This is a genomic window from Streptomyces rugosispiralis, from assembly GCF_024505145.1.
Taxonomy (GTDB): Bacteria; Actinomycetota; Actinomycetes; order Streptomycetales; family Streptomycetaceae; genus Streptomyces; species Streptomyces rugosispiralis.
The window spans coordinates 1-3603 of record NZ_JANIAA010000124.1; the positions used below are offsets into that span (position 1 = coordinate 1).

Genomic DNA, 3603 nt, shown 5'->3' on the forward strand with positions numbered 1-3603 from the left:
TCGCCAGTGACACCATCACCGCGAACAGCACCGGCTGAACGACATCCACCCGGTCAAATCCGGGAGCGCCCTCGGCACCACGCAGCACATCCGTCAACGACCAGTCGACATACGCCGACAGAGCCGTCTCACACTCGCCGATCGCCTCCGCGAACACCGGCGAGGACTCCAGCAGCCCCACCGCCATACCGGCCCACTGCGACCCCTGGCCGGGGAAGACGAAAGCGACCCCGGCGCTGCGCCTGGCAGCGCCTTCGACCAGCCCGGAACTGCCCCGCCCCGCAAGGTGATCGGCCAGGATCCGTACCGCCACCGCGCGGTCCGGAGCCAGCACGACCGCACGATGTTCGAAGGCGGTCCGCGTGGTGGCGAGAGAGAACCCGATGTCCTCGGCCGTGATCTCCGGGTGCTGTTCCACATGGTCCAGCAGCCGCCTGGCCTGAGCCCGCAGCGCCATATCGGACTTGCTCGACACCAGCCAGGGAACGAGCGGCAACGCCGTCCGCGGCGCCTGCGTCTGCTCCGTCTCCGCCGCCTCGGCACCAGAAGCGGCGTCGGTGGCGGCCGGCGGCGGTGCCTGCTCGATGATGGCGTGGGCGTTGGTGCCGCTGATGCCGAACGAGGACACACCGGCCCGACGCGGCTCCTCGCCCTCCGGCCACGCGGCGGCCTCGGCCAGGAGTTCAACGGTGCCCGTCGACCAGTCCACATGCGGGGACGGCTCGTCGACGTGCAACGTCTTCGGCAGCACGCCGTGGCGCATCGCCAGCACCATCTTGATCACACCGGCCACACCGGCGGCCGCCTGTGTATGGCCGATGTTGGACTTGACCGACCCCAGCAGCAGCGGACGCTCCGCGGTGCGCTCACGGCCGTAGGTGGCCAGCAGCGCCTGCGCCTCGATCGGGTCGCCCAGCTTCGTACCCGTACCGTGCGCCTCCACGGCGTCGACCTGCCCGGCCGTGAGCCCGGCATTGGCCAGCGCCTGGCGGATCACCCGCTGCTGGGACGGCCCGTTGGGGGCGGACAGCGCACTGCTCGCACCGTCCTGATTGGTCGCCGTACCCCGGACGACCGCCAGCACCCGGTGCCCGTTGCGCTGCGCGTCGGACAGCCGCTCCAGGAACAGCATCCCCGCGCCCTCGGCCGCCCCGAAACCATCGGCCGCCGCCGAGAAGGGCTTGCACCGGCCGTCCAGCGCGAGCCCGCGCTGTCGGCTGAAACCGACGAAGGTGCCGGGCGTGGCCATCACGCTCACACCGCCGACCAGGGCAAAGGAGCACTCCCCCTGACGCAGCGCCTGCACGGCCAGATGCAGCGCGACCAGCGACGAGGAGCACGCGGTGTCCACCGTCACCGCCGGGCCCTCCAGCCCGAGTGTGTAGGCCACCCGCCCGGACACCACACTGATGGAGCTGCCGGTCACCAGATGACCCTCGACACCATCCGGCGCCTCATGCACCCGCGGCCCGTAGTCGGGGGCCACCGCCCCGAAAAAGACCCCGGACCGGCTGCCCCGCAGCGAGACCGGATCGATCCCCGCCCGCTCGATGGCCTCCCACGACGTCTCCAGCAGCAACCGCTGCTGCGGGTCCATCGCCATCGCCTCACGCGGCGAGATCCCGAAGAAGTCGGCGTCGAAGTCGCCGATGTCGTACAGGAATCCCCCCTCACGCGTATAGGAGGTGCCCGACCGGTCAGGATCCGCGTCATAGAGCGAGTCGAGGTCCCAGCCGCGGTCCTCGGGGAACGGCGTGATGGCGTCCTCGGCCCCGCTCAGCAGCCGCCAGAACTCCTCGGGAGAGCGCACCCCGCCGGGGAAGCGGCAGCTCATCCCGACGATCGCGATGGGCTCACGGGCCGCGGACTCCACATCCTGTAGACGCTGCCGCGCCTGGTGCAGATCAGCCGTCACCCGCCGGAGGTAGCCGAGCAGCTTTTCTTGTTCCGACATCAGAACCTCTCGGGGTCGCGCTTCGGGAGCGGGGTGGTCGGCGGGCAGGTGGTGGTGTGGGTTCGTGGGTGCGCCGTGGTGGCGGCCGCTGATCGGATCACGACGTCCCGAACTCCTGGTCGATGAAGGCGAAGAGCTCGTCGGCCTCCGCCGTCTCCAGATGTTCGGCGACATCCTGGGCATCGCCGGAATCGGTGGTCGGGCCATCGGGTGCCGGGCCGCCACGGCCGCCGTCCCAGTGGGACAGCAGACGCTTCAACCGGCCGGCGACCATGGCCCGGGTGTCGTCGTCGGCCGCCGTGCCTGTGCCGAGCAACGCCGCTTCCAGCCGGTCGAGTTCGGCGGCCACGTCCGTCGGGTCGTCCGCCGCCACGGGGGCGACCTCCGCGTTCAGATGTGCGGCCAGCGCGGCGGGGGTCGGGTAGTCGAAGATGAGGGTCGCGGGCAGCCACAGCCCGGTCGCCGCGTTCAGCCGGTTGCGCAGCTCGACCGCGGTGAGCGAGTCGAAGCCCAGCTCCAGGAAGCCACGATCGGTGTCCACCGCCGACGCCGACCCATGGCCGAGAACGGTGGCGGCGTGTTCCTGGACCAGCCGCAGCAGCGTCCGCTGCCGCTCCCCCTGACCGAGCCCGGCAAGCCGCCGCACCAGCGGCGCCTCCTGCGAACCGGACTCGTCCTGAGCCGAGGCACGCCGGGACACCACGGGCCGCCGTACGAGCCCGCTGAGCAACGGCGGCACGGGGGTGGTGTCGGCGGTGGCCGCCAGGTGGCCGAGGTCGAGCCGCGCGGGCACCACCACGCCCTCGGCCAGCCGCCCGGCCGTGTCGAACAGCCGCAGCCCCTCCTCGGAGGAGAACGGCACCAGTCCGCCCCGTGTCATACGGGAGAGGTCCGCCTCGGCGAGGTGTCCGGTCATCCCGCTGCGCTCGGCCCACATACCCCAGGCCAGCGACACTCCGGGCAGGCCCATCGCCCGGCGCCGCTGGGCCAGTCCGTCCAGGAACGTGTTGGCGGCGGCGTAGTTGGCCTGGCCCGCGGAGCCCAGGACACCGGCGGCCGAGGAGAACAGGGCGAACATGGCCACATCGAAACGGCGCGTCAACTCATGCAGATGCCACGCCCCGTCGACCTTGGCCCGCAGCACCGCGTCCAGCCGCTCCGGTGTCAGCGAGGTCACCGTGCCGTCGTCCAGGAGACCCGCGGCATGGACCACACCGGTCAAACCATGTCCGTCATCGGGCAGCCCCGCCAGCAGATCGGCCAGCGCGTCGCGGTCGGCGACATCGCAGGCGGCAACGTCGACCGAGGCCCCCAGGGCCGTCAGCTCCGTCTCGAGCGCCGTCATGCTCTCGGCGGCGCGGCCACGGCGGCTGACCAGCAACAGCCGGCGGATGCCGTGCTCCGTCACCAGATGCCGCGCGACCAGCCCGCCCAGGACGCCTCCGGCGCCGGTGATCAGTACCGTCCCCTCCGGGTCCAGCGCGGCCGGAACACTCAGCACCAGCTTGCCCACATGGCGCGCCTGCCTCATGAACCGGAACGCCTCGGGGGACCTGCGCACATCCCACACCCGGGTGGACAGCGGCCGCAGTTCGCCCCGTTCGAAGAGGGCCACGATCTCGGCGAGCATCTCCCCGATGCGCTCGGGG

At 71.7% G+C, this 3603-nt stretch carries 2 protein-coding genes; both read right to left on the reverse strand.

The features are described from left to right. On the reverse strand, nt 1-1954 hold a 1954-nt coding region (locus NP777_RS46595), incomplete at its 3' end, for a type I polyketide synthase (protein ID WP_256656277.1). A 97-nt stretch (nt 1955-2051) separates the two neighbouring features. Continuing rightward, the coding region (locus tag NP777_RS46600; RefSeq protein ID WP_256656278.1) for a type I polyketide synthase at nt 2052-3603 on the reverse strand (1552 nt) is incomplete at its 5' end.